19 protein-coding genes are annotated in these 23528 nt (G+C 64.5%); 10 read left to right on the top strand and 9 right to left on the bottom strand.

Annotated elements, in window-relative coordinates; genetic code table 11:
- Positions 1-114 precede the first annotated feature (114 nt).
- A complete protein-coding gene (locus ABFX56_RS05485; protein WP_346232256.1) occupies positions 115-1221 on the bottom strand; it encodes an alcohol dehydrogenase catalytic domain-containing protein in 1107 nt (368 codons plus the stop codon).
- A 53-nt stretch (positions 1222-1274) separates the two neighbouring features.
- A complete protein-coding gene (locus tag ABFX56_RS05480; RefSeq protein ID WP_346232255.1) occupies positions 1275-2183 on the bottom strand; it encodes a LysR family transcriptional regulator in 909 nt (302 codons plus the stop codon).
- Positions 2184-2327: 144 nt separating this feature from the next.
- Here ABFX56_RS05480 and mmsB point away from each other — a divergent pair, with 144 nt between their 5' ends.
- Positions 2328-3230, top strand: coding sequence for a 3-hydroxyisobutyrate dehydrogenase (gene mmsB / locus ABFX56_RS05475; protein WP_346232254.1), 903 nt, complete (start codon positions 2328-2330; stop codon positions 3228-3230).
- 11 nt (positions 3231-3241) lie between these two features.
- Here the strand turns inward: mmsB and ABFX56_RS05470 are convergent, their stop codons facing one another.
- Positions 3242-4726 carry an NCS1 family nucleobase:cation symporter-1 gene (locus ABFX56_RS05470; RefSeq protein WP_346232253.1) on the bottom strand — a complete coding sequence of 495 codons (1485 nt, stop codon included), beginning with the start codon at positions 4724-4726 and terminating at the stop codon, positions 3242-3244.
- A gap of 276 nt (positions 4727-5002) precedes the next feature.
- On the opposite strand from ABFX56_RS05470, the gene ABFX56_RS05465 reads away from it, so the two are divergent.
- From ABFX56_RS05465 to ABFX56_RS05455, 3 genes are read left to right on the top strand one after another with little or no spacing between them, the layout of a single operon-like run.
- Positions 5003-5851, top strand: coding sequence for a nitrilase-related carbon-nitrogen hydrolase (locus ABFX56_RS05465; protein ID WP_346232252.1), 849 nt, complete (start codon positions 5003-5005; stop codon positions 5849-5851).
- Positions 5852-5876: 25 nt separating this feature from the next.
- Positions 5877-7292, top strand: coding sequence for a dihydropyrimidinase (gene hydA, locus ABFX56_RS05460; protein ID WP_346232251.1), 1416 nt, complete (start codon positions 5877-5879; stop codon positions 7290-7292).
- Positions 7293-7321: 29 nt separating this feature from the next.
- A complete protein-coding gene (locus ABFX56_RS05455; protein WP_346232250.1) occupies positions 7322-8338 on the top strand; it encodes a TIGR03842 family LLM class F420-dependent oxidoreductase in 1017 nt (338 codons plus the stop codon).
- A 5-nt stretch (positions 8339-8343) separates the two neighbouring features.
- On the opposite strand, the gene ABFX56_RS05450 is transcribed toward ABFX56_RS05455, so the two are convergent.
- Positions 8344-10035, bottom strand: a complete 1692-nt coding sequence (locus ABFX56_RS05450) for a PucR family transcriptional regulator (protein WP_346232249.1) — start codon at positions 10033-10035, stop codon at positions 8344-8346.
- A 145-nt stretch (positions 10036-10180) separates the two neighbouring features.
- Here ABFX56_RS05450 and ABFX56_RS05445 point away from each other — a divergent pair, with 145 nt between their 5' ends.
- From ABFX56_RS05445 to ABFX56_RS05435, 3 genes are all read left to right on the top strand, one after another.
- Complete coding sequence (locus ABFX56_RS05445) at positions 10181-11665, top strand: CoA-acylating methylmalonate-semialdehyde dehydrogenase (RefSeq protein WP_346232248.1); 1485 nt, start codon at positions 10181-10183, stop codon at positions 11663-11665.
- A gap of 9 nt (positions 11666-11674) precedes the next feature.
- A complete protein-coding gene (locus tag ABFX56_RS05440; RefSeq protein ID WP_346232247.1) occupies positions 11675-13081 on the top strand; it encodes an aspartate aminotransferase family protein in 1407 nt (468 codons plus the stop codon).
- Positions 13082-13160: 79 nt separating this feature from the next.
- Positions 13161-13787, top strand: a complete 627-nt coding sequence (locus ABFX56_RS05435; RefSeq protein ID WP_346232246.1) for a hypothetical protein — start codon at positions 13161-13163, stop codon at positions 13785-13787.
- A gap of 32 nt (positions 13788-13819) precedes the next feature.
- Here ABFX56_RS05435 and ABFX56_RS05430 read toward each other — a convergent pair whose 3' ends face one another.
- The 3 genes from ABFX56_RS05430 to ABFX56_RS05420 are packed head-to-tail and all read right to left on the bottom strand — an operon-like array spanning position 13820 to position 16731.
- Entirely contained in the window at positions 13820-14275 is a 456-nt protein-coding gene (locus ABFX56_RS05430; protein ID WP_346232245.1) for a hypothetical protein, read from the bottom strand.
- Positions 14272-15483 carry a serine/threonine-protein kinase gene (locus ABFX56_RS05425; RefSeq protein ID WP_346232244.1) on the bottom strand — a complete coding sequence of 404 codons (1212 nt, stop codon included), beginning with the start codon at positions 15481-15483 and terminating at the stop codon, positions 14272-14274. Before ABFX56_RS05425 ends, ABFX56_RS05430 begins: the two co-directional genes overlap by 4 nt.
- Before the next feature lie 9 nt (positions 15484-15492).
- On the bottom strand, positions 15493-16731 hold the full coding sequence (locus tag ABFX56_RS05420) for an acyltransferase family protein (protein WP_346232243.1): 1239 nt from the start codon (positions 16729-16731) through the stop codon (positions 15493-15495).
- A 92-nt stretch (positions 16732-16823) separates the two neighbouring features.
- Between ABFX56_RS05420 and ABFX56_RS05415 the strand changes: the two genes are divergently transcribed.
- The gene (locus tag ABFX56_RS05415) at positions 16824-17516 is read left to right on the top strand and encodes a trimeric intracellular cation channel family protein (protein ID WP_346232242.1); all 693 of its coding nucleotides are present in this window, start codon (positions 16824-16826) and stop codon (positions 17514-17516) included.
- A 33-nt stretch (positions 17517-17549) separates the two neighbouring features.
- Here ABFX56_RS05415 and ABFX56_RS05410 read toward each other — a convergent pair whose 3' ends face one another.
- Entirely contained in the window at positions 17550-18869 is a 1320-nt protein-coding gene (locus ABFX56_RS05410; RefSeq protein ID WP_346232241.1) for a hypothetical protein, read from the bottom strand.
- Positions 18870-18952: 83 nt separating this feature from the next.
- Here ABFX56_RS05410 and ABFX56_RS05405 point away from each other — a divergent pair, with 83 nt between their 5' ends.
- Together ABFX56_RS05405 and ABFX56_RS05400 are read left to right on the top strand one after the other, a co-directional pair.
- On the top strand, positions 18953-22714 hold the full coding sequence (locus tag ABFX56_RS05405) for a DEAD/DEAH box helicase (RefSeq protein ID WP_428834402.1): 3762 nt from the start codon (positions 18953-18955) through the stop codon (positions 22712-22714).
- Between the two features lie 2 nt (positions 22715-22716).
- Positions 22717-22896, top strand: a complete 180-nt coding sequence (locus tag ABFX56_RS05400; protein WP_346232239.1) for a hypothetical protein — start codon at positions 22717-22719, stop codon at positions 22894-22896.
- A 199-nt stretch (positions 22897-23095) separates the two neighbouring features.
- Here ABFX56_RS05400 and mscL read toward each other — a convergent pair whose 3' ends face one another.
- Entirely contained in the window at positions 23096-23527 is a 432-nt protein-coding gene (gene mscL / locus ABFX56_RS05395; protein ID WP_346232238.1) for a large conductance mechanosensitive channel protein MscL, read from the bottom strand.
- Between the last annotated feature and the right edge of the window lies 1 nt (position 23528).

Raw genomic sequence — 23528 nt, 5'->3', positions numbered from 1 at the left:
GTTGCCCCTCCGTTGGGGTATTCGTATCGCCATTTTTCTACGAACAAGCGTCAAAGAAAAGCACCGGTTATGAGCGTCCGGTGCGCATTTTTGCACTTTGTCGAATGCGGCGGGTCAGTCGAAGATGATCACCTGGCGGATCGCCTTGCCGTCCGACAGTTCGTCCATAGCCTCGTTGACATCGTCCAACCCCACACGCCGGGAGATCAGCTGGTCCACCGGCAGCGTGCCGTCTCGCCACAGCTGCGCGTATCGCGGGATGTCCCTGGACGGCACCGCGGATCCGAGATAACTGCCGACGATGGAGCGTGCCTCCGCGACCAGGCCGAGCGGGGAGAGGCTCGCGCGGGCATCCGGGGCGGGAAGTCCTACCGTCACGGTGCGACCGCCGGGCGCCGTCACGGCCACCGCGGTCTCGAACGCCCGCACATTGCCCGCCGCCTCCACCACCACCGACGCCTTGATTCCCGCCTCGACCGCCTCCTGCGGCGAGTAGACAGCGGTCACCCCGAGTTCTTTCGCCTTGGCCAGCTTCGCCGGTACCGCGTCGATTCCGATGACGCTGCCCTTGGCCAGGCTCACCGCCGTGATCAGTGCGGCCATGCCGACTCCGCCCAGCCCCACGATGGCGATCGAGTCGCCCGTGCCCGGGTTACCCGCGTTCATCACCGCACCGCCACCGGTAAGCACGGCGCAGCCGAGGACCGCGGCGATGTCCGCTGGGATGTGATCCTCGATCGGCACGATGGAGTGCCGGTCGATGACCGCGTGGGTAGCGAATCCCGAGACGCCGAGGTGGTGCAGAATGTCGCGGCCATCGCGGTGCAACCGGATGCCGCCGCTCATCATCACACCGGCGTTGTTGGACGCCGACCCGACGCTGCAGGGCAGCCGACCGTCGGTCTGGCAGCCCGCGCACTTGCCGCAGCGGGGCAGGAACGTCATGACGACCCGTTGTCCGATCGTGAGGTCATCGACGCCGGCTCCGAGCTTTTCGACTCGGCCAGACGCCTCGTGCCCGAGCAACATGGGTACCGGACGCACCCGACTGCCGTTGACGACGCTGAGGTCTGAGTGGCAGATGCCAGCCGCCTCGATGCGGACCAGCACTTCGCCCGGTCCCGGCGCATCCAGTTCGAGCTCGCTGATCGTGATCGGGTGGCTGTCCCGGTACGGGCGCTCCCGGCCGATTTCTTCTAGTACTGCGCCCCTGATCTTCATTGTGGTGACCTTCCGTCTCGCCGTCGCTGTTCTGCGAGCAGAATACCGCGCCGCTATCCGGACAGTTCATCCTGGCGTTCCGTCACCTCACGCCGGATGGACCTGATCACCGCCTCCACCACGGTAGACCGCAACGACTCAGGCCTGGCCACCGCCCACATCGGCAGTTGCCGATGGAACTCCTGCGGCAGCACTGGCACGAAGTCCGGATCCCGGTTCACCATGAAATTCGCCAGAAGCCCGATTCCGGCACCGCGGCGCACGGCCTCGTTCTGAGCAAAAATACTCGTCGCCTGAAAGCTGGTGCTGAGCATCGGCAGTTTGAGCGATCGCTGCCCCAGTTCGGCCACCTGCAATGCCGACTCCACGTACGAGACGAAGCCGTGGTGCTTCACGTCGTCCAGCGTCGCCGGCATGCCGTGGGCATCCAGGTACGCGCGGCTGGCGTAGAGCCTGAGGAAATAGTCGGTGAGGTGGATGCGCTGTGCACTGACCGTTTCCGTCCAGCCGGCGACGATTTCGACGTCGACCCCGGAGCGGTTCTGGTTGACCTTGCGGGTGGCGCTGAACAGCTCGACATCGACCTTCGGATGCCGTTGCTGCAGTCGCACAAGAGCCGGCGTGACGAACGTCGCCCCGAACCCGTCCACCGTGCTGATCCGCACCAACCCGGAAAGCGAACCCTCGTCGTGGCTGATGGCATTCCGCAACACCGCCAGTTTGTCTTCGATGGCTTCCGCAGCGCTGACCGCCTGGATGCCCAATTGGGTCAGTTCCCACCCGTGCGGGCTGCGCTCCAGGGTGCGACCGCCAAGTTCCTTGTCCAATGCCAGGATCCGGCGGGAGATGGTGGTGTGGGTGGTGCCGAGGGCTTCGGCGACGGCATTGAACCGGCCGAGCCTCGCCACGGTGAGAAGGATGAGCAGGTCGTTCGGACTGGGTAGTCGCTTGAAGTCGACCATGCGCTCCCCTTGGTCTGGGTGCATGAATGCACATAGGCTCTGTGGGTTTTCTTCTTGACTGCACTATATCGGGGTGGGACGTTTGACCTTGTATCAGGCGTGCCGCACAACGGGCGGCACTATTCGAGCGAAGGAGCTTCTGAGATGGCTGTTGTCGGATGGATCGGGTTGGGAAACATGGGCGGCCCCATGTCGGCGAACATGGTCAAGGCCGGGCATGACGTTCGCGGTTTCGATCTGAGTCCGGTGGCACTGGATGCCGCGAAGAAGGCTGGGGTGCACGTCGTCGGCAGCATCGCGGAGGCCGTCGATGGTGCGGATGTCGTGTTCACGATGTTGCCTAAGGGCGAGCACGCGCGGGCTGTGTACCTTTCGGAGGACGGCGTCCTGGCTCACGCCAGTACGAGCACCCTTTTGGTCGGCTCCTCCACGATCGACATCGAGTCCGCTCAGGCGCTTCACGATGCGGCAGGCGCTGCCGGTTTCCGCTTTGTGGACGCACCGGTGTCCGGTGGCATCAGCGGCGCCGAAGCGGGAACGCTCACCTTCATGATCGGCGGAGAGGCCGGCGCGGTGCGCGACGCCAGCGCGTTCATCGAGCCGATGGCCGGCAACATCATTCCCACCGGAGGCGCCACCACCGGTCAGGCGGCCAAGATTTGCAACAACCTGATGTTGTTCATCGACCTTGCCGGGGTGTCCGAAGGTGCGGTGCTGGCCGACCGACTCGGGCTGGATCCGAAGGTGTTCTGGGACATCGCGTCGGTGTCCTCCGGCGACAGTTGGGCGCTGCGCACCTGGTACCCGGTCAAGGGGATCGTTCCGACGGCAGCAGCCAACAGAGACTTTGCCCCGACGTTCACCACCGAACTGGCCAAGAAGGACATCGGGCTGGCAATCGCGGCGGCCCACGCGACGAACACCCCGCTGGAAATCGGCGAGCACGTGGAGCAGCTGTTCCAGCGTGCGATCGACGCAGGGCAGGCCAAGAAGGACTGCTCCATCATCGTGGGGCTCGTCGACGGCACCCTCCAGCAGGCCAAGTAGGCAGCCGAGGCTTACCGAACGCCGGCCTGCGCGGCTTCCTCGGCTTGCTGAGTGAGGTCTGCAGCCCGAGCGTGCAGGTTCGGGCGTAGACGATTGACGACCACGCACATCAGCCCGCCGAAGATCACGCCGATAGGCCAGGAGAACGGAGCCAAGGCGGCGAACATGGGCACCAGGGTCACCGCAAGCGTGATCGCCCCCGAGATCAACAGCGCGATCACGGAGTTGAGATTGGCCCCGCGGCTGTAGAAATAGCGTCCGTTGGGGGCATCGCTGTAGAGGCTCTCCACGTGAAGCTGCGCCTTTCTGATCAGGAAGTAATCGACCATGATGATCCCGAACAACGGACCGACCAAGGCGCCGGTGCCACCGATGAACTGGTTGACGAGTACAGGATTCGAGTAGAGGTTCCACGGCGTCACGACGACGGCGAGGACGGCGGTGATCAGACCGCCTGTCCTGAAGCTGACGTGCTTGGGCAACACATTCGAGAAGTCGTAGGACGGCGACACGAAGTTCAATATGACGTTGATTCCCGCGGTGGCAACCATGACGACGATGATCGTCAAGAGCAGCAGAGTGGGGTCGTCAATATCCCGCATCAGTTCGAGGGGATCCTGGATGGCCTTTCCGTAGACCTTGACTGAAGCGAGCGCGATGATCACCGAGACCAAGCAGAACGCGACACCGTTCAGCAGGAGGCCAAGCCCGTTGCCCTTGATCACGGCCTTCGGATTGGGCGACAAACGGGTGAAGTCGGCGAAATTGAGCATCGGGCCACCCATGAAGGCGACGGTGATGAACACCGCGGCGAGCGTGGCGACGATCGCCGCTCCAGTGCTGAGCGGAACGCTTCCGAGATGGTAGTTCCAGTCGAGACTCCAGCCCGCTCGGTTCAAGGTCCACACCGCCAGGGCAGCCATCGCCACCCAGATGGCCGGGCCGGCGAAGTTCGATACCTTCCGCACCGTCTCCATTCCGCGGTGCAGCACGATCAGTTGCGCCACCCACAAAACCAGGAAGCAGATCCACCCGAGGGAAGACAGTCCGAGGAAGGAGTCGTGGGTGAGCGATTCCGCCTCCGGCCAGATCTTGAGGGTGAGAATCATGACAACCGCCGAGGCGAGATAGGTGTTGATGCCGTACCAGGCCACAGCGACCACGGCTCGCAGCAGCGCCGGGATGTTCGCCCCGAAAACGCCAAAGCTCGCGCGGGCGAAGACCGGGAACGGGACCCCTACCTTCTGGCCGGCAACGCCCATCAAATTGCTGGCAAAAAAGATGATGGCGATTCCAGCGACCAGTGCGATAGCCATCTGCCAGCCGGTGAGGCCGAGGACCATGAGGCCGACGGCCATCGCGTAACCGGCCAGGCTGTGCCACGCCGACATCCACCAGGCGAAAAGCTCCCAGGTCCGCCACTTGCCCGCTTCAGCGCGGGGCGCGATGTCGTCGTTATAGAGCCGGCTGCTATAGCCGGCGGGGATCTCTGTCATCGTTGACTCCGAGAACTGTGTCGAGGCGGTTGACTCGTCTGCAGAGGGGCGATGTCTGCGTCGCTTCTCGAGCATGAGCCATCTTCTGTGTCCTTAGAATTTCGGATTCCGGCGGAGGCTGTCAACGACGAAGCATCCTGATTGTGAGGTGGTTCAGGACAGATTGTTTGCCATGCGGAGCCACAAGAGCTTGCCTCGGGGACTGAATTGGCGAAAGGATCGTGGTGGCGCGTGACGCGATGAAGCGTTCGGTGAAAAACGTGAAGGGCACTACCAATGACGGTAATCAGAGCGGCTATTACTCAGACCACGTGGACTGGGGACAAAGAATCCATGATCGCGAAGCACGAGCGGTTCGCTCGTGACGCGGCCGCCGCCGGGGCGCAGGTGATCTGCTTCCAGGAGTTGTTCTACGGCCCCTATTTCGGCATCACCGAGGACGCGAAGTACTACAGTTTCGCCGAACCGGCCGACGGGCCGATCGTGCAGCGGTTCGCGGCTCTCGCACGGGAGCTGCACCTGGTGATGGTCCTTCCGATTTACGAGGAGGAAATGCCGGGCGTGTACTACAACACGGCCGTTGTGGTGGATGCCGACGGCACGGTAATGGGCAAATACCGAAAGCACCACATCCCTCACCTCGACAAGTTCTGGGAGAAGTTCTACTTCCGGCCGGGAAACCTCGGCTACCCGGTGTTCGACACGGCCGTCGGGCCGATCGGCGTCTATATCTGTTATGACCGCCACTTCCCGGAGGGTTGGCGTGAACTCGGGTTGGCCGGAGCCCAGATCGTGTTCAATCCGAATGCCACAAAGCCCGGGCTGTCCAACCGACTCTGGGAGATCGAGCAGCCGGCGGCAGCGGCGGCGAACGGTTATTTCGTCGCGGCCCCGAACCGCGTCGGACGGGAGGACAACGAGTACGGCGAACTCGCCGTGGACTTCTACGGTTCCAGCCAGTTTGTCGACCCGACGGGCAACCACATCGGGGAGCTGGGGAGCTCCGAGAACGAGGAAGTGGTCATTCGCGACCTCGATCTGGACATGGTTCGTCAGGTGCGCAACAACTGGCAGTTCTATCGGGACCGCCGACCAGACTCTTACACTGCGATCGCGAAGGCATAGCACCGTCGACAAGCAAGGGGAGACCGTGAAGACACTGATCAAAAACGGAACTGTTGTCAGCGCCACGGGCACCGCAGTCGCCGACGTCGTCATTGACGGGGAGACGATCGCGGCTGTATTGGCGCCGGGTTCGACACTGCTCGGGTTCGATCTCGAACACAACGTAGACACGGTCATCGATGCGAAGGATCGGTATGTGATCCCGGGCGGCGTCGACGCGCACACCCACATGGAGATGCCGTTCGGCGGCACGAAGGCCTCAGACACGTTCGAGACCGGCACCCGTGCAGCGGCGTGGGGTGGCACCACGAGCATCGTCGACTTCGTCGTGCAGTACGCGGGTGAAAACGTGCTCGACCAGTTCGCGCTGTGGCACCAGAAGGCGGCGGGAAACTGCGCGATCGACTACGGCTTCCACCAGATCCTGAGTGATGTGCAGGATTCCTCGCTGACGGCGATGGACGAGCTGGTCGCCGAGGGAGTCTCCAGCTTCAAGCTGTTCATGGCCTACAAGGGAGTCTTCCTTTCTGACGACGGGCAGATCGTCAAGGCCATGCAGCGGGCCGCGACTAACGGCAGCATGATCATGATGCATGCCGAGAACGGCAGTGTAATCGACCTATTGGTTCAGCAGGCGCTCGCAGCAGGCAACACCGCACCGTATTATCACGGCATCACCCGTCCATGGCAGACCGAGGAGGAAGCCACTCACCGCGCCATCATGCTCGCGGACATCACCGGGGCGCCGCTGTACGTGGTCCACGTCTCGGCCAAGCAAGCCGTCGAACAGATCGCGCATGCCCGGGGGCTGGGCCAGAACGTGTTCGGTGAAACCTGCCCGCAGTACCTCTACCTCTCCCTGGAGGAGAACCTCGGCGCCCCCGGCTTCGAAGGGGCGAAATGGGTGTGCTCGACACCGTTACGCTCACGTGCGGAAGGGCACCAGCACCACCTCTGGCAAGCACTGCGCACCAATGACATCCAGATGGTGGCCACCGACCACTGCCCGTTCTGCATGAAAGATCAAAAGGACATGGGCGTTGGCAATTTTTCCAAGATCCCCAACGGGATCGGCTCGGTCGAGCACAGGATGGACCTGCTGTTTCAGGGCGTCGTCGACGGCCGCATCTCGCTCGAACGTTGGGTGGAGGTCACGTCGACGACACCCGCCCGGATGTTCGGGATGTACGGCAAGAAGGGGGTGATCCAACCCGGCGCCGATGCCGATGTGGTCGTCTACGACCCCAACGGGCACACCTCGATCGGTCTGGCCAGCCACCACATGAACATGGATTATTCGGCGTGGGAAGGGTACGAGGTCGACGGTCACGTCGACACGGTGCTGTCGCGGGGGAAGGTCATCGTGGATCACCATGAATATCTCGGCACCAAGGGTGATGGTAGGTACTTCAAACGCGGTCTTTCGCAGTATCTGAGCTGAAGAGGCACTGACTTAAAGAGGCACGAACGATGCAATTCGGAGCAGTCCTGCAGACCAACCCGCCGGCCTCGCGCACCGTCGCGCTGGCCAAACTTGCGGAACAACACGGATTCAGTCACGTCTGGACCTTTGACTCGCATTTGCTGTGGCAGGAGCCGTACGTGATCCACAGTCAGATCCTTGCCGAAACACACCGGATCGTGGTCGGACCGATGGTCACGAACCCGGCGACGAGGGACTGGACCGTCACCGCGTCGGTGTTCGCCACGTTGAACGAGATGTACGGCAATCGAACCGTGTGCGGCATCGGGCGCGGCGATTCCGCGGTCCGGGTCACCAACGGCGCACCCACCACTCTGAAAACGCTCCGCGAAGCCATCCACGTCATCAGGGAGTTGGCCAACAGTCGAGCTGTCGAATACAACGGGGCCACACTGCAGTTCCCGTGGAGTCGCGGTTCAGAACTGGAAGTATGGGTGGCGGCCTACGGCCCACTGGCGTTGAAGCTGGCCGGTGAGGTCGGCGACGGTTTCATCTTGCAGCTGGCCGACGTCGACATCGCCGAATGGATGATCGCGAAGGTTCGTGACGCCGCAGCAGCTGCGGGCCGCGATCCAGCTGCCGTCAAATTCTGTGTAGCGGCGCCGATGTACGTGGGCTCGGACATGCGGCACATGCGGGACCAGTGCCGTTGGTTCGGCGGAATGGTGGGTAACCACGTCGCCGACATCGTCGCGAAATATGGCGCGGAGTCCTCCGTTCCTCGGGCATTGACCGACTACATCAAAGGGCGGGAGGGGTACGACTACAACGAGCACGGCATAGTCGGCAATCCGCACACCGAGTTCGTGCCCGACGACATCGTCGAGCGGTTTTGCCTACTCGGCCCGGCGGAGCAACACGTCGAGAAGCTGAAGGTGCTGGCGGAACTCGGCGTCGATCAGTTTGCCGGCTACCTGCAACACGACAACAAGGAAGAAACACTCAGGGTTTACGGCGAGACCGTGATCCCGGCGCTGGCCGGACACATCGCCGCGAAGGCGTGAGCGCCTCAGCGAGCGAACATAGCCACCTGCAGTGACGCCAGAGTCTCACCGTCGTCGAGGTCGACATCAAGCAGGTTCGATATCAGCGCCAGACGCTGGTAGAACACCGAGCGCGACAGGTGACTCGCGGCAGCGGCGGCGGTCCGGTTGGTCGGGTGCGTCAGCGTCGCCGCCAGGACGTTCAACAAGTCGCCGTTCCGGTCGAGGTCATAGTCGATCAGGCGGCGCAGCATTCGTTCGGCGTGCTCCTGCACGCGCGGATCGTCACGCAGGGCGGTGATCAGACGCAACAGCGGTCGGTCGGCCACGTGCTGAATCACCAAGCCACGGTGCGGACGAGATGTTTCTTCCAGCAGTCGTATCGACTCGTGCAGCGAGACCAGCAGCCCGGAGACATCCGACCCCTTCGATCCCACCCCCATCGTCAACTTGTCCGCCGAAATCCCTGCCGACGCCGCGAACTGTCGAGCAAGTCGCTCAAGTTGCCGGTCTCCGAGGGGGGTGTCGGCGGGCAGGGAAAGGCAAACCACCAGTTGCAGCGGTGCGTTGTGAAGCGACCTGAGCTCGGCTGTCGCCGGCCAGTCGGCAACCGCACCGGCCACAGCGTGTGCGCCGATGCTGGCTGCCGCCGATGTCATGGCCTCAGCCACCGATCCTGACGCGCCCTCTTCGCCCACGATGGTGAGACCGATCAACGTTCGTCTGTGGGCCAGGGGTAGCCCGGCGGATTCAAGCCTCGCGGTAGCCGAGCTCGCATTGGTGTAGCGACCGTCAAGCAGCATGTCAAGTAGACGTTGATGACTGAGGCGCAGCCATTCGTCCGCATCCTGATCGGCCAGGCGTCCCAACGCGAGTGCAATCGCGCCTTGTACGAGTACGGCGGCACGGCCGGCCGGATGGGGCTCTCCAGGCAAGGCGAGAAGCGATCCCCACCGGGTGCCACGTGCCTCGACCGGAACGACGATCCATCCGTCCGCGCAATCTTCCCCGGTCACCATCGCCTGGTCGGCTGTCCGGTGCGCCGCGCGCGACTTCTGTTCCCAATGACGCAGAACCTCGTGCGCATCCAGGCCCTCTCCTTCGATGGCGATCACCTCGTGTGAGAGATTTTCCAAGACGACCGTGGAGTGGAGCACCTGACTCAGCTGCTTCACGATGAAGTCGGCCGGGCTGCCGCGCAAACTCAGGTCCGTGAACAATTCCCGCAGCTCGTCGCGAGCACGCAACGCTCCGGTCTGGACCGAAATGATCCCGCTGTGCACGGCCTCGGTGATTGCAACGAACTTCACCTCGCGGTGAACCACGATCAGCGGAAAGCCGTGACGCACGCAGGCATCCAAGACCGCGCCGGGAACCGTCCGATATCGCTGCACCAATTCCAGCACCAGTCCAGAGACACCAACCTGCACCAGGTCGTCGATGTACCGGGTGAGCTCGGCATCGTCGGTTGACCACCCCGCTCCGGTGGTCAGCAGCAACTCGCCGCCGTCGAGTAGCTTGGCGACGGCCAGGCTCTCACTGACGTGCACCCACCGCACTGGAGAATCAAGCGAATCGCTCCCCGCGAGCACCTCAGGAAGCGCATCGATGACAACCGGAAGCCGCAGCACATCCTGCACGGTCGGCAGCACAGACCAGACATTTCTAGTTCCCGTACGATCTGTCTTTTCCGCGACGGAATTGAGACGGTCTGCCACTCGAGTCTCCTTTATTCTTCTGCAACCATTGCAGTGTAACGATACTCGCGCACCCAGTCAGAGTGTCCGAATGTGTCAGCAGTACGATGGACGCGGCGTGATGACGCGCCGGTTCATTCCGCAGATATCGACAGAAGGAATGACGATGGCTCTGGTACGTCACTTCATCAATGGGCAGGATGCCGGCCAGCCGGAGAGGACCGGTCCGGTCTACAATCCGGCGACTGGTCGGCAACAGCATGAGTTGGTCTATGCGTCCGTCGCGGATGTCGAGACCGCCATCGCGGCTGCCAAGCACGCTTTGCCGGCCTGGCGTTCCACGAGCCTCACCAAGCGCACGGACGTCTTCTTTCGGCTGCGTCACCTGCTCAAGGAGCGCGGCGATGAGCTCGCCGCCATTGTCACCAGTGAACACGGCAAGGTGCTCTCCGACGCGGCGGGTGAAGTGTCCCGCGGCCTGGAGAATGTCGAATTCGCGGCGGGCCTTGTGCATCTTCTCAAGGGCGATCACTCCGAGCAGGTCTCGACCGGCATCGACGTGCATTCAGTGAGACAGCCGGTCGGCGTCGTCGGATGCATCACACCGTTCAACTTCCCGGTCATGGTGCCGTTGTGGATGGTCGCCTCCGCCATCGCGTGCGGCAACACTGTGGTGCTCAAGCCCAGCGAGAAGGACCCATCGGCATCCGTCTTTCTGGCGAAGCTGTTTCAGGAAGCCGGCCTGCCCGACGGTGTGCTCAACGTGGTGCACGGCGACAAGGTGGCGGTCGATGCCATCATTGACAGCCCGGATATAGCTGCCGTCAGTTTCGTCGGCTCGACACCGATCGCGAAGTCGATTTACCGGCACGCTTCCGACAACGGTAAGCGTGTTCAGGCTCTCGGGGGCGCCAAGAATCACATGGTGGTGATGCCTGACGCCGACCTCGATGCCGCTGCCGACGCCGCCATCTCCGCCGCGTACGGATCAGCGGGAGAACGGTGCATGGCAGTCAGCGTGTTGGTTGCTGTCGGCCCGATCGCTGACGACCTGGTCGACCGGGTCAAGTCGCGGATGGCCGGATTGGTCATCGGTGATGGCACACGCTCGTCCAGCGAGATGGGCCCGCTCATTACACGCGAGCATCACGACAAGGTGGCATCCTATATCGCGGGTGCTCCGGCAGAAGGGGCAACGGTGGTTGTTGATGGCCGGGACCAAAAGTTCGACGGCGACGGCTTCTTCATCGGGCTCAGTTTGCTGGATAACGTGACACCCGACATGAAGGTGTATCACGACGAGATCTTCGGACCGGTGCTCTCCGTGGTGCGGGTCGATTCCTATGGCGAGGCCGTCGCACTGATCAACGCCAATCAGTACGGCAACGGCGTGGCCATCTTCACGCGGGATGGGCGAGCGGTGCGCGAATTCGAGTTTGACGTCGAAGTGGGCATGGTCGGCGTCAACGTGCCCATCCCGGTACCCATCGCCTCTTACTCATTCGGTGGCTGGAAGAACTCCCTGTTCGGTGACTCGCACATTTACGGCCCTGACTCGATTCATTTCTACACACGCAACAAGGTGGTCACCTCGCGCTGGCCCCACCCATCCGAATCGCAGATCAACCTCGGCTTTCCGAGCAATCACTAAGGAACGCACATGACCATCCAAGCGACAGACCTGGCAAGCTACACCGACCGACATGGTGCCGTGCATGCGTTCGGCGATCAAGTCGCCGAACAACAGGTGCGAAGCGATGACCGCGCGCATGTGTTTCATTCGTGGAGCGCCCAGGCAAAGATCGACCCGCTACCGATTGCCGCCGGACACGGTTCGACATTCTGGGATTATCAAGGCAAGCCCTACCTTGACTTCTCATCGCAGTTGGTCAATCTGAACCTCGGACATCAGCATCCGGACCTTATTGCCGCCATCCAGGCCCAAGCCGGTCGCCTCTGTGCGATCCAGCCAGGAATTGCGAACGATGTCCGTGGAGAGTTGGCCCGTCGGATCGCCGGCGTGGCTCCGGGCGACCTGAACAAGGTGTTCTTCACCAACGGCGGCGCGGATGCCAACGAAAATGCCGTACGGATGGCTCGCCAGGTCACCGGGCGACGCAAGGTGCTGGCCATGTACCGCAGCTATCACGGGGCAACCTCCACCGCGATCTCCCTGACCGGCGACCCGCGTCGCTGGGCGAACGAACCGAGCGACGGCTCGGTGGCGCACTTCTTCGGACCGTATCTGTACCGGTCTGCGTTCCACTCCAGCACCGAGGCGGAAGAATCGCAGCGCGCATTGGAACACCTCGAGCAGGTCATCGTGCTCGAGGGGGCCAGCACCATCGCGGCGATCATCATCGAAACCATCGTGGGGACCAACGGGGTCCTGGTTCCACCGCCCGGCTACCTGGCCGGAGTACGGGAACTGTGCGATAAGTACGACATCGTGTACATCGCCGATGAGGTGATGGTCGGTTTCGGCCGAATCGGCGAGTGGTTTTCGGTCAACGCATTCGACGTGGTCCCCGATTTGATCACCTTCGCCAAGGGGGTCAATTCCGGTTATGTTCCCCTTGGCGGTGTGGTCATTTCCGCGAAGATCGCCGGCCACTTCGATGACGTGGTCTTCCCAGGAGGACTGACCTACTCCGGGCACCCGCTCGCGTGTGCCGCAGGCGTGGCCACCTTCGAGGTCTTCGAGCGGGACGGCGTCCTGGAACGCGTCCGTGACCTCGGCGAACGGGTCATCGAGCCGGAATTGGCTACCTGGGCTGCCCGGCATCCATCGATCGGCAACATTCGCGGCCGGGGACTGTTCTGGGCGTTGGAACTGGTACGAAACCGGGAAACGCGTGAGCCGCTGGTGCCGTTCAATGCGACCGGAGCCGATGCGAAGCCCATGTCGGACGTGACCGCTGCGTGCAAGTCGGCCGGATTGTGGCCGTTCGTCCACTTCAACGGCCTTCACATTGCACCGCCGTTGGTCATCACCGAAGACGAACTGCGCCGCGGCCTCGCCATCATCGAGGCAGCGCTCACCGTCGCCGACGGATACGTCAGGTAGTCTGCCCTCTCTAGCCCCGCGTGGATTGCCCCGCCGAAATCCTCACCGATAGGGTTGGCGGGGGCGAGGGGGAGAGTGCATGAGCCGACGACCGGCTGAGCTGCGCGATTGGTCGCAGCGCTATCGGCCGCAGGGGAACCTTTGGCGGAATGCCTGGCGAATTTGGATCGCCTTCAGCACCCCGGTTTTCGCGGCGTTGTATTTGTTGACCATCCCGCAGAATCGCTGGGTGCCGTTCCTGTTGGCCCACGTGATTCTGATGGTGGCGTTCGCCGCGGTGGCCGGGAGGCTGCACAAGGCTGGGGTCTTGTTGGCAAAAGACGGCATCCGCGAGCGGGAGTACCTTGGACCGCTGGTGTTCACGCCCGCGAGCGACATAGCGTCGGTGATCGTGGTGAAATTGCGCGACCCGTACAGCGATCGGTTCTCCAGGCAGTATTTCGTCGTCGACCACGCGGGGAGAACGGTGCTGCGCTTGCGCGGGCAATTGTGGCATCCGGCCGACCTGGCGCAGATTGTGGGCTTCTACGAAGTGCCGGTCCACTACCTCGACGAGGAGCTGTCATGGCGGCAGCTGCGGCGGCAGTACGGACGCAATCTGGATCGCTGGGAGCGTCACCCCGTACTGACCGCCGGTTTTCTCATTGTCGTGTTCCTCGCGATCGTCACACCGATCTTGCTGGCAACGATGGCGGGCATCGAATAAGCGCGAAATGATATCGCTTGGCGACGGCAGCGCTACTTGCCGCCCTTGCCGCCGGGACCCGCGTCCTTGCCGCCGCCTTTGTCCTTTCCGTTGTCGTCTGAATTGTCTGAACCGGTATTGCCGCCCGGTGCCGGGATCTGCACGGTAACGGTCGGAGTCGGAGTCGGGGATGGCGGAGGTGGCGGCGGCAGCGCGGCCGTGAGGTCGGCGCGCACAAGCGAGATCGAGGCATCGATCTTGGCGCTGCGGTCGGCGCTGATGTTCCCGGATGCGGTTGCCTCTCTCAGCCGTCGCTCAAGCGCGTCGAGGTTGGTGATGGCAGTGGCGATGTCTCCACCCGCGGCCGCTTGGCTCACCGCCGCCACGGCCGCCTGGAGCTGCTTTCCGGCGGCGACGGTCATGTCTGGGGAATCCGTGGCGCATCCGCTCAACAGCCCCAGCGCCACGGCGCCGATGGCCAGGGTCCGAAGCATCAGCCGGCCGGTCATGGAATCACGTTCCTCTGCAGTTCCTTCAGGTGCACACCGAGCGATCCGGACACGGTTGGATACGACACTGTGGGGCTGGGCTGCGGTGCCGCGGCGGTCGCCCACGACATCACCCCGGCCGCTAATCCCATGGTGATGATCCCGGCGGCCGCCATCAGCGTGGCACGCCGCCGGCCCGAGCGTTCTAAGCGCTGCGGGGCCGGCGGTGGCGACGTGGCTGTGGCGGAGGGTAGCACCGACGTGTCAGGGAGCTCCTCGGTGGTGACCGGCTCCGTCTGGCCAGCGATGGAGCCGGCGCTGACCAATTCACGGGCGGTCTGCGCCACGTCGATGGGGAGTGGCCGCTGGTCGGGATCAAGTGCCGTCATCGCCGTCAGCAACCTTGCCCAGCCGCTGCCGACCGAGGTCGGAACGGGTGGCGGAGCGCTGAGTCGAGCGGCGATCGTCTCCATGCCGGTGCCAGGGAACGCTTTACGACCGGTGAGTGCCTCCACGAGGACAAGGCCGAGGGAGTAGACATCCGATGCCGGCCCCACGGCGCCGCCGCTGGCTTGTTCCGGGCTGAGGTAGTTCGCGCTGCCGACGATGACGCCGGTGGAGGTGAGGTGGCCGGAATCGATCAGCCTGGCAATCCCCAGGTCGGCCAGTTTCGCCCGATATGAACGTTCGGGCAGGTCACAGGATGCGAGCAGGATGTTCGCTGGTTTCAGGTCGCGGTGCACGATGCCAAGGCCGTGCATGTAGTGCAGCGCCTCGGCGATGTCGGCGGCGATGTACGCGATCTGGTCGCGCGGCAGTGGCCGCGCCAACAGTTGCCGCAGGTTGGGCCCATCCACGAACTCCATGACGAGGAACGTTCGTTCGCCGGCTGGCAGCTTCTCCGTACCGGCGTCGAGCAGTGTCACGAGGGCGGGATGGTTCAGTGATGCGAGAGTGGCGATCTCGTTGCGCTGCCGCAGCACCTCCTCGAGGTTGGCAGAACCTGGCGGCATCAGTTTGAGCGCGACTTCCCGCGGCAACTCCAGGTCCTGTGCCCGATAGACAGAAGCCATCCCGCCTCGGCCGATCAGACTGCTGACTTTGTATCGACCGTTGACCACGCTGCCGATGGTGTCGTCAACGGCGCTCATCGTGTCGTCTGTGATGCTTATCGTGTTGAGGGTCGGCTCAGCGGGGAAGGGGGTCCCGGCGATCTTGTCCACAGGCATATGACCTGTTTACCCCTGTCGACGGAGTCCTACCGCCTCGTCCGCGCGCTCACGACGTTCGCGCTGTTGTCGTGTCGCGTTGGCCACCGTGGCGTACCCGACAGTGGCTCGAGCCCCGATACGCTTCGACCACTCGTGGCTGCGGGATTCGAGAATCCACCAGAACGCCACCGACACGGCCAGGGCGAGACTGACACCGAAAATCTGGGCTACGAACAGCGGCGCGTCGGCGAAGAGGTAACTGCTGAAGATCAAGATCGGCACGTGGGTGAGGTACAGGCTGAACGAGACCTTGCCGGCGAACTGCACCGGGGTCCACGACAGCACCCGGTCCAGCGCGGTCCAACCGATGCACGCCACCACGATGATCGCGGCCGCGAGAGGTGCCAGGGCCTTCAGGGCATGGGTGATGCCGGTGGCCTCCTCAGGCAACGGGCCGGTGAGCCAGGAGGCGATAAGCAGCATCGCGCCGCCCAGCGTGATCCCGAGCCAGATGAGATGGTGCGCGGAACGGCGGTTGATCGCATCCGCGAATCTGCGCACCCCGTCCATCCCGACGGCGATCATCGCGCCGACGAAGAACGCTGGCAGGTAGCTCAGCGAATCCGCGCCGGTGGAGATGCCGGCCCAGGTCAGCATCACGGCTGACGCGATGCCGGCGTACCACCAGCGTTTCACCAACGCGGCGAGAATCACGAAGACCGGTAGGAGCAACGAGAAGACGATTTCCCAGCGCAGTGACCACAACGGGTTGTTGATCTGGGCGTCGCCGCCGAAGAGGTCCATGGCACTGAGGATGTGCTCCCACGAGAACGCGGGTGTGCTGGAGCGGGACAGCCACGTTCCGGGATCTTGCGTGCTGTTCTGCGGGATCGCGGCGACGAACGCGGCGGCAATCAGCACCGAGCCGACGACCGGAAGCATCAGGCGGGCGACACGGCGCGGGAAGTAGGCGAACCAGTCGAAACCGTGCTTGAGCGCCGGGATCGACACCACGAGTCCGCTCAGCACAAAGAACACGATGACCGACTCGGTGCCGGCGGTGAAGATTTTGAGCGGGCTGAAGCTCATCCACGAGAACAGTGTGCCGCCGGTGTAGTTCTCACCGGGTGGGCTGCCCGGAAACTGCGGATTCAGGAGGAAGGTGTGATGCAACAGAACGACCAAAGCCGCCACTCCGCGCAGCCCATCGAGAGCGGTAAGGCGACCGCTAGCATGTGAGCGAGAAAGGACGTCTGGGGTTGACATCTAATTCACGCTAGAACGGGAACCTTGATGGTCTCTGAAAGCTGGCTGCATAACGCCCCGCCGCGTGTGGTAAAGGAGGGAGAGGAACTTTCGTGACGCTGAGCGCCGATTCGCTGACGGAAATCATCCGCTTCGTCGACCTCGCCGGGGTGCTCGCCAACGCGATCCTCGGTGGGATCGCTGCCCGGTCGGCCCGTTTGGACATTGTCGGCTTCTTGATCCTGGCCATCATGTCCGGGCTGGGCGGCGGCATGATCAGGGACACTCTGCTGCAACACGGTACCCCGGTCGCCCTCACCGATCCGGCCTACCTGATCTGCGCGTTCGCCGGCGGAGCGGTGGCGTTCTTCATCCCGCTCAGGGGTACGCTGTCGCGCCGTTCGCTGGTGTTGCTGGATGCGCTCGCGGTGGGGTGCTGGGCGGCCGCCGGCGCGCAGAAGACCCTCGATGCCGGGTTGTGGTGGCTGCCGGCCGTGATGCTCGGAGTGATCACCGCGGTCGGCGGCGGGATGGTGCGGGACATCATGCTGCTGAAGGTGCCGACGATTTTCGGCGGGAACACCCTCTACGCGACGAGCGCGCTGGTCGCCAGCGTCGAAATGGTGGTGCTGAGCCTGCTCGGGTACCAGGCCATCGGCTCCGCCGTCGCCATCCTCACCGGCGCCCTGCTGTCGTTGCTCGCCCGGCGCTACGGCTGGATTCTGCCCACCGGCCTGGAATTTCGCATCCCCAAGCCGCGGATGCTCTTGAGCCTGCGGCACCGTAGGGAACGCCCGCCGCGCTGACGCGGCGTCGAAATGCTCGCGCTGGCGCACCCACTACCCGAGCGGGTGGCCCAGGACGTCGTAGCGCGCGAGGGCGTCGGCATCACGCGAGTAGGTCGCCGACCGGCGCGCCGTGTCCAACGCCGTCACCGGGTCCGCCTCGGTCTCGGCCAAGGTGAGCAGGCGACGCGCCTCGGCCAGCCGGGTGCGAGCCTCCGATCCGATTGCACCTCGCCGAGTGTCGATGAAATCCGACGCCGTGGAAATCTGGCTGCGCGCGGCAACCAATGCGCCAGTGAGCGCAGTGCGCGCACCGTCCAGCCGGCGCTGCTGGTTGCGGGCACTGGCCATCGCCGAATCGAGCGCCGCGTTGGCCTCCCGAAGCCGGTTCAGGTCGGCGACCGGATCGGTGCGCTGCCGGGGTGCGGAAATCTCCCCGAGAACCTGATCGACGAGCGTGAGCGCGCGGCCCACGGCCTCGGCGGCGTCGGCGTCGGCGGGTGCATCCCGAGTGGCGCGGGCCTCCTGCGCGTTCGCCCGGGTCGAGGCAACCAATTCCGTGACCGCGTCGGCGGCGGTGCCCAGTGTCGTCGCCGCCGAATCAATGGCATCGAGCAAGTGCTCCGCGCGCAGCACGTCGTCTTCGGCATCACGGATCGCATCCGCGGCCGCAGCGCCTTTCTGCGCGGCGAGGCGTGCGGCAGCCGCATTCGCCGCCGCTGCCGCCCCGGTGAGGTGCTGGCGGGCGTCGTCGAGGTTCTCGGCGACGGTTGCGATAGCGGATGTCGCATACTTCGCGTGCAGGGTTGCCGCCGTTTGATCTGCCGCCGAGAGTCGCGTGCGCAGGGCAGCGATCGAGTCGCGCACGGTGGCGAGGTCGGTCGGTGCGTTCTTCTCAAGGCGACGCATCCGGTCGAATTGCTCCTGCTGCGCCGCCAGACTCGACTGAGCGCTCCGGCACAGCTGGATGATTCTGGCGTTCCACTCCTTCTTCTGCGTCGCGGTGTCCGGTGTGGAGTCATCCAGCCGCTGCTGCAACGCGAACGCCTCAGTCAACTGCTGCTGCGCCGCGGCGATCGCCGCCGCGAAGCCCTTGGTCTTCTCCTCGCCGAACTGGGCGATGGCGAAACCGAGTTCGTCCTCGCTGGACTTGATGGAGTCGTCGACACGCACGAGCAGGATGTTGGCTTCTTGCTGCCGGTCAAGGTCGCCGCCGCCGGCTGCGCCCCGCCGTCGACGTACGAGCAGCAACGTGAAGCCGATGGCGACCAGCGCTGCGAAGAGCACGATCGCCGTCACCGTGGCGATCGAGGCGGCCCGTACCCAGTCGACGGCCTGCGTTGCCTGCGCAATGCTCGAAAGATCACGAGTCATGGCCGGTATCTTACGGTGCGCAGTCTGGGCGAAACCCGCCACGCCTCCCTGGAATTGGGGGTGTGCCCGCTTAAGGTTGCCATGTGTGGCGTGCTGATAGAAGACATGATGACCCAGACCTGTCCGAGGATCTGCACGAGCCCGCGCGCTCGGAGTTGAATGAGCCGGCGCGCCAGGTTACGGCTCCTTTTGCATTGAGTCTGGGGGATCCCAACTACGCGGCCATCAACGTCGCCGAGCCGACCTGGCAGCAGTGGCGTACCGAGCTGGCTGCGGTTGGCGGTCGATCGCCGCTTCTGCACTTCGAAGATGGTCCGCGCACCAGGATCGAGCTGGGTGTCACCCACCCCGGCGGACTCGCGACGTTCATCACCGGAAGAACGACGTTGTTGTCCAGTTTGATCCGGGACGACCTCGCACTTCGCACCGCGAAGCTGGCTGCCAGCGAGATTGCCGCGAAAGGTCTGGAACTGGCCACCGTGCGCGGAATCGACTCCATCCATCTGGGCATCGGGATGGCGCAGTGGCAGTTCGAGAACGCCGACTACTGTGCTCCGGTGCTGTTGCGGCCCCTGGCGATCCGCCGCTACGGCAGCGACTTCGAGTTGCGCCTGCTCGGCAATCCCTACTTGAATCCTGAGCTCGCGCGCGTGTTGGACGAACAGTTCCGCATCCGGTTGGATGCCGACGCGTTCGCGGCGCTGGCCGAGCAGGACGGCACGTTCAAACCCAACCCGGTCATCGACCGGCTTCGCGGCCTCACCATGCACCTGGAGTGGTTCAACGTGTCCCCGCGCCTGGTGGTCTCGTCGTTCGCCGACGTCGGCACGTCCATGCGGGCGGATGCGGCGGACCTGGAACATCCCGTGCTTGATGCGCTGGCCGGCAACCCGTCCGCCAAATGGGCTGTCGAAGAAAGCTATGCTCCCGTGGAGGTGCCCGCCTGCGATCAGCGCGCGCCCGAGCTGGACACCCTGCTGCTCGACGCCGATGCCGAGCAAGAGAACGTGGTCGCGCAGATCAACGCAGGAAACTCGCTCGTAGTGAAGACCCTGCCGGGCACCGGCGGCACCCAAACCATCGTCAACGCCATCGGCGCGCTGGTCGCGGCGAACAAGCGGGTGCTCGTGGTCGGACCGCGCCGTTCCTCCCTCACCGGCATCGCGCAACGACTCGGTGACGTCGGGCTTGCCGGCATCGCGGTGTCGCCGGGGTCGCTGCGCCGGGACCTGATCCGCTCGATCAGCCGCAACGAGAAGGCGAAACCGCCGAAGCTGGCCGAGGTCGACGATGCCCTGGTGCGGTTGCGCAAGGTGCTGCTCGACTACCGGGTAGCCATCGCGCGCCGCGATCCGGGGTTCGGGGTCTCGGTGCTCGACTGCGTCGCCGAGCTGTCCCGTCTCGCGCTGCTGCCGAACCCACCCGCGACATCCGCCCGGCTGGAGCGGTCCTCGGTCGTGATGTTGTCGCAAGACCGGCACCGGGCCGCGGATGCGATGCTCAAGGCGGCTGCGCTCGGTGAGTTCCGCTACGGGCCAGGTGATTCCCCCTGGTACGGCGCCAACTTCGATTCGAGCGAACAGGCGGTGCGCGCCCACGGCATTGCCAAGCAGTTGCACCACACCGAACTGCCTCGGCTGCTCGAACGCGCAGGGGAACTCATCGACGGCACTCGGATGCGCCCGTTCGAGTCGATCGCGGAACTGGGCGTCTATCTGCGCCTGCTCACCGACATCCGTGACACGCTCGACAAGTTCTTGCCGGTGGTGTTCGACCGTTCGCTCAGTGACCTGATTTTGGCTACCGCCTCGCGCAAGGATTCCGCGGAGATGTCGGGTTCGAACCGGCGCAGACTGCGCCGGCTGGCCGGCGAGTACGTCCGACCGGGCGTGCACGTCACCGATCTGCACGGCGCCCTCGTGGATATCCAGCAGCGGGTGCTCTGGCAGCGATTCGTTGCTGCTGGCGTGACGCCGGAGGTGCCGACCGGGATCGCCGACGTGCAGGTCGCGCACCAGCAGGTGTCGCAGGACCTTGCCGCCCTCGATGAACCGTTGGATGGTGTCGGCATCCTCGCCCGGTTACCCATTCCCGATCTGCAGCAGCGTCTGGAAGGCCTGGCCGCGGACTCCGACGTGCTACAGAACCTGCAGGAGCGCGCGCAACTGCGGTCCATGCTTCGCGACCTGGGGTTGGAAATCCTGCTGGCCGACCTGGCGTCACGGCACGTGCCGGAAGAGCAGGTGGCCGCCGAGCTGGAACTGGCCTGGTGGCGTTCCGCGCTGGAATCACTGCTCGAATCCGATCGTGCGCTGCTCGGGGCCAACACCTCGGTGCTAGACCGGCTGGAGGCCGACTTCAAGCTCGTCGACGAGGCCCACGCCGCCGGAAGCGCGGGCCTGCTCGGCTGGCAGCTGGCGGAAAACTGGAAGATCTCTCTGGTGGACTGGCCCGACGAGGCCGCCGCACTCAAACGCATCCTGCGCGCGCCGAAGCTGAGCACCGCCGAACTGCAGGCGGCTGCGCCGCACCTGTCGCGGACCGTCGCCCCGGTGTGGCTGGCCTCCCCGTACGAGGTGCACACCATCACCGACACGCTACGGTTTGACACCGTCATTCTGGTGGATGCCGGTGCGATCAGCCTCGCCGAAAGTGTCGGCGCGATCCGTCGGGGCAAGCAGACCGTCGCGTTCGGAGATCCGGTCACCCAGACTCCCTCCACCTTCGAGATCGCCATCAGCGGCCGGGAGGATGCCGGGGACCGGGCGACGACATCGCTCGACGAGGTGCACGCCGACTCTGTCCTCGCGCGCCTGGGCACACTGCTCCCCACCCTCGCCCTGACGCGCAGCTACCGGGCCGGCGGCGAGGACCTCGCGGAACTGGTCAACCGGCGCTTCTACGCGGGAAAGATCGAGTCGTTCCCGTGGGCGGGCAGCTTTCTGGGGCACGGCAGCATCCGCTTGGACTATGTCGAGGACGGATTCGGGATGCCGGACGAGGAGTCCGGTGCCGTGGAAAGTGTCGACGCGGAAGTGGACAGGGTCGTCGAACTGGTGCTCGACCACGCCTCACGCCGGCCGCACGAGTCCCTGATGGTGATCACCGCCACCGAATTCCACGCCGTGCGGGTCGAGCAGGCGGTGCTCGCGGCGCTCGCGACCCGGCCGCTGCTGCACGACTTCATTTTGGGCGACCGCGCCGAACCGTTCACCGTCACCACGATTGAACGTTCCGTCGCGCAAAGCCGCGACCGGGTGATCTTCTCGATCGGGTTCGGCCGCACACCGCACGGCCGGGTGCTCTCCGACTTCGGCGCGCTCGGCAAGCCCGGCGGAGAACGGCTGCTCGCGGTCGCGATGACCTGCGCCCGTCGCGCCATGGTGATCGTGACCTGCTTCACCCCGGACGACCTAGACGAAGACCGGATGCACCACGGTGCCCTCGCGCTCGCCGGCATCCTGGGCGATGTCACCGCGCGCACCCGCGCCGAGGCGGTACCCGACGACAGCGACCCGATGCTCGTTGACCTGGCCAGGCGCCTCGAAAGCCGCGGCCTGCGGGTTGCCCTGGGGCACCGCGGCAAGTTGGGCCTGGTGACGTCGTTCTGGGGGAAGTGCCTCACCATCGAAACCGACATGGTGCTGCACGAGATGAGTTTGCGCGAGTCGCTGCGGCTGCGGCCGGACTTGCTACGCCGGCTGGGCTGGCACTACCTCAGGGTGCACGCCTTCGAACTGTTCAGCGACCCGGATGCCGTGGCCGACCGCGTCGTCGACCTGCTCGGCGCCCGCAAGGATCCGGCCACCGAACCGATCCCCGTCGCCCCCGGCGTACCATCGTAGGGATGACAGAACAGGTTCCCGGAGACGAATCCAGCCGCAGGCGCCCGCACCGGCGCGTGCAGACGGCGCCGGTACCCGGCTCCGACCCGAGGCCGCCGCAGGAACCCCGCCGTCATGCGGAGAACGAGAACGACGCCCGCCTGCGTGCGGACAAGCCGCCGCACTGGGGCAACCACCTCTGAGCATCCGTCTTGGAGCAACCACCTCTGAGCATCCGCCCCGTCGCATCCGGTCCCGCGCATCCCGTTTCACGGAGTTTTTGTACTCCGGATGCCTGGACATGCCAATCCGGGGGCATTCGCAACAAAAAGTCCTTGAGATGGGCTGGGCGGGAGGCGGGCAGGGTGACCGGTTGCAGGGGTAGGGACCCGGTGCCGGTGGTCAGACGTCGGCGGCGTGCCGGGAGTTCCCGGCGTCAGCGCCGGCCGGCGTGGCCAGCAGGTCGCGGATCTGGGTGAGCAGATCCAACTCCGATGGCGGGGTGTCCGCCTCCGGCTGGGCGCCGCGCCTGCGGAACGACAGCCGCCTCAGATAGTTCATCGGAACTACCAGGGCGAAATACACCACGAGGGCGATCAACAAGAACTGGATGATCGCGCCGATGAGAGCGCCGAACTGAAGACTCGCGCTGCCGACGTGGAGGACCAGCGAATTGTCCAGGCTGTCCGCGCTGAACAGGGCACCGATCAGGGGATTGATGATCTTCTCGACGAACGCCGTGACGACCGCGGCGAACGCGACGCCGATAACGAAGGCGACTGCCAGATCAATCACATTGCCGCGGAGGATGAACTCTTTGAATCCCTTGATCATG

The organism is Parafrigoribacterium mesophilum (assembly GCF_039652555.1).
Taxonomy (GTDB): Bacteria; Actinomycetota; Actinomycetes; order Actinomycetales; family Microbacteriaceae; genus Parafrigoribacterium; species Parafrigoribacterium mesophilum.
Note: the sequence above shows the minus strand (reverse complement) of the source record. Positions and strands in the feature narration are given on the sequence as shown.

What these genes read in the sequence shown, in the direction of transcription:
- ABFX56_RS05470 (WP_346232253.1), bottom strand. Translation starts at nt 4,726, where the DNA reads ATGACAGAGATCCCCGCCGGCTATAGCAGCCGGCTCTATAACGACGAC.
- ABFX56_RS05465 (WP_346232252.1), top strand. Translation starts at nt 5,003, where the DNA reads ATGACGGTAATCAGAGCGGCTATTACTCAGACCACGTGGACTGGGGAC.
- ABFX56_RS05410 (WP_346232241.1), bottom strand. Translation starts at nt 18,869, where the DNA reads ATGACTCGTGATCTTTCGAGCATTGCGCAGGCAACGCAGGCCGTCGAC.
- mscL (WP_346232238.1), bottom strand. Translation starts at nt 23,527, where the DNA reads ATGATCAAGGGATTCAAAGAGTTCATCCTCCGCGGCAATGTGATTGAT.
- ABFX56_RS05455 (WP_346232250.1), top strand. Translation starts at nt 7,322, where the DNA reads ATGCAATTCGGAGCAGTCCTGCAGACCAACCCGCCGGCCTCGCGCACC.
- ABFX56_RS05435 (WP_346232246.1), top strand. Translation starts at nt 13,161, where the DNA reads ATGAGCCGACGACCGGCTGAGCTGCGCGATTGGTCGCAGCGCTATCGG.
- mmsB (WP_346232254.1), top strand. Translation starts at nt 2,328, where the DNA reads ATGGCTGTTGTCGGATGGATCGGGTTGGGAAACATGGGCGGCCCCATG.
- ABFX56_RS05480 (WP_346232255.1), bottom strand. Translation starts at nt 2,183, where the DNA reads ATGGTCGACTTCAAGCGACTACCCAGTCCGAACGACCTGCTCATCCTT.
- ABFX56_RS05400 (WP_346232239.1), top strand. Translation starts at nt 22,717, where the DNA reads ATGACAGAACAGGTTCCCGGAGACGAATCCAGCCGCAGGCGCCCGCAC.
- ABFX56_RS05425 (WP_346232244.1), bottom strand. Translation starts at nt 15,483, where the DNA reads ATGCCTGTGGACAAGATCGCCGGGACCCCCTTCCCCGCTGAGCCGACC.
- ABFX56_RS05440 (WP_346232247.1), top strand. Translation starts at nt 11,675, where the DNA reads ATGACCATCCAAGCGACAGACCTGGCAAGCTACACCGACCGACATGGT.
- ABFX56_RS05420 (WP_346232243.1), bottom strand. Translation starts at nt 16,731, where the DNA reads ATGTCAACCCCAGACGTCCTTTCTCGCTCACATGCTAGCGGTCGCCTT.
- ABFX56_RS05485 (WP_346232256.1), bottom strand. Translation starts at nt 1,221, where the DNA reads ATGAAGATCAGGGGCGCAGTACTAGAAGAAATCGGCCGGGAGCGCCCG.
- ABFX56_RS05430 (WP_346232245.1), bottom strand. Translation starts at nt 14,275, where the DNA reads ATGACCGGCCGGCTGATGCTTCGGACCCTGGCCATCGGCGCCGTGGCG.
- ABFX56_RS05445 (WP_346232248.1), top strand. Translation starts at nt 10,181, where the DNA reads ATGGCTCTGGTACGTCACTTCATCAATGGGCAGGATGCCGGCCAGCCG.